Origin of the sequence: Clostridium sp. C105KSO13, from assembly GCF_001517425.1 — a bacterium.
Classification (GTDB): Bacteria; Bacillota; Clostridia; order Lachnospirales; family Lachnospiraceae; genus Muricomes.
Genome location: NZ_FBWL01000092.1, coordinates 1 through 1,950, shown reverse-complemented (window position 1 = coordinate 1,950; position 1,950 = coordinate 1). Strand labels below are relative to the sequence as shown.

Sequence of the window (1,950 nt, the reverse complement as noted above, 5' to 3'; positions counted from 1 at the left end):
AGGAGCTTCCTGTATAATTAAAATATAAGGAATTCCAAGAAAGAAGGTTGAGAAAAAAATACCTCGGTGTAAAATAAGATTACTGACTTTGCCGGTTAGTAAAAATCTTATTAAAACAGAGAGGTATCTAAAATGAATTGTAACACACAGAACGCAAAAATTGCATCTATTACGGAAAAAACTTTAATTGTTGGAATTGATGTTGGAAGTGAGACTCACTATGCAAGAGCATTCGACTGGCGCAATTATGAGTTTTCCAAAAAGCCACTGGCATTCAGTAATAATGAAGCAGGATTTATGACCTTCAAGGCATGGATGGAAGATATCGCAGAGAAACATGGAAAAGACGTTGTGATCCCCGGAATGGAGCCAACAGGTCACTATTGGTTTGCACTGGGAAAATTCCTGCAGGACAACGGGATGAAGCCTGTACATGTGAATCCGCATCATGTCAAGAAGTCGAAGGAACTGGATGACAACAATCCGAACAAGAATGACCGTAAGGACCCAAAGACAATCGCATCACTGGTGAATGAAGGAAGATTTTCCTATCCATATATACCAACAGGTATTTATGCAGAGATCCGGAGTTTATCCAATCTCCGCTTCCAGACACAGGAAGAAATCACGAGAATAAAGAACCGGATTGCCCGATGGTTCAGTATCTATTTCCCTGAATATAAAGACGTTTATGGGGATCTGGAAGCTGTAAGTGGCAGGATGATTCTGAAAGTAGCATCATTGCCTAAAGATATCAAAAAGCTAGGCGTAGAAGGTGTGAATAAGATCTGGCGGGAGGCAAAGCTAAGAGGCGCTGGTTTGAAGAGGGCAAAGACCCTGATAGCAGCTGCAGAGCATAGTGTAGGAAGCCAGGAAGCACCGGATGCGGCAAGAATGGAACTGAAAAATCTATTGAATGATTATGACGTATATAAGTTGAGACTGGAAGAACAACTGCAAAATATACAGGAAAAGCTTACGGAGATCCCTTATATAGACAAACTGATGGAAATAAAGGGAATTGGTTTGGTTACAGTCAGTGGGTTCATTGCAGAGGTGGGTGACATTAGCCGTTTTGATAACCCAAAGCAGCTGCAGAAACTGGCAGGATATGCGATTGTAGACTGTAGTTCGGGCAAACATCAAGGGGAAAGTCACATCAGCTATAGAGGTAGAAAGCGTCTGAGATATGTTTTGTATGAAGCTGCGATTTCCGTGATTGGAAAGAATGCGGAATTCAAGGAAATACACAACTATTATCGAACAAGAGAGATAAATCCTCTGAAGAAGATGCAATCTGTAATAGCAGTTGCATGCAAAGTTCTAAGAGTGTTCTATACCATACTTACCAAAGGTGTGGATTACGATGGAGCAAAGCTGGTGGGCGATATAAAAAGACCGGAATTAAAATCAGCATAGGAAAAAGCGAAAGACTGCCGCGGTTGAATTGAACAGTCAAACAGCCACGGGTATGGAAGGCTGAATTCAGCCACGGGAGGTGGTTGAGCAAGTAAGGAACAGCGGAATGAGACAGGAAAACGTCCACCGAGTAGGTGCTGTCACAGGAGGCAAAACTGAACAAGGACAGGTCAGTAAGACTAAATACAAAGAATGAGCCAGTAGTCGGCAGGAATATTCACCATAGGGCAAGACCCTGATTAGGAGCTAAGCTGACACCCTGGTGATGGATAGGCGGAACGAAGGAAGTTAGGACCCATGCAGAAATGGATGGAGATCCTGGTAGACACGGGAGGTGCGCTGCCATAGAGGGAAGGGTATACACAAGGCCATGTAAAGCGAAAAAAGAGAGACGTTTTACTTTGTGTACCCAAACATCACTATTTTCATACTTGATATAGAAAAATATCCATTACTATGGCTCATTCACCTGAGATATATAACAAAAAATCCTTTATTTTAAAGGAAAAAGACTTGACTAAATAGGGAGGT

1 protein-coding gene is annotated in these 1,950 nt (G+C 42.1%); it reads left to right on the top strand.

The window, feature by feature from the left end:
• Positions 1–132: 132 nt before the first annotated feature.
• On the top strand, positions 133–1,419 hold the full coding sequence (locus tag BN3456_RS00545; protein WP_089982011.1) for an IS110 family transposase: 1,287 nt from the start codon (positions 133–135) through the stop codon (positions 1,417–1,419).
• Positions 1,420–1,950 lie beyond the last annotated feature (531 nt).